The organism is Paenibacillus taichungensis, assembly GCF_013359905.1.
Lineage (GTDB): Bacteria > Bacillota > Bacilli > Paenibacillales > Paenibacillaceae > Paenibacillus > Paenibacillus taichungensis.
In genome coordinates, this window is the sequence record NZ_JABMCC010000041.1 from 1 (window position 1) to 200 (window position 200).

Below are 200 nucleotides of genomic sequence, written 5' to 3' on the forward strand. Positions count from 1 at the left end.
AAATGAGATTTTTAATCTCGTCAGTTTCAAAATGAGCTTATCGCTCTTTTCAATACTTTATTGGAGAGTTTGATCCTGGCTCAGGACGAACGCTGGCGGCATGCCTAATACATGCAAGTCGAGCGGACTTGATGAGAAGCTTGCTTCTCTGATGGTTAGCGGCGGACGGGTGAGTAACACGTAGGCAACCTGCCCTCAAG

General features: G+C 47.0%; 1 rRNA gene. It reads left to right on the forward strand.

From position 1 onward, the window contains the following. Window positions 1-57: 57 nt before the first annotated feature. Window positions 58-200 (forward strand): 16S ribosomal RNA (locus tag HP548_RS34180); the annotation flags it as partial.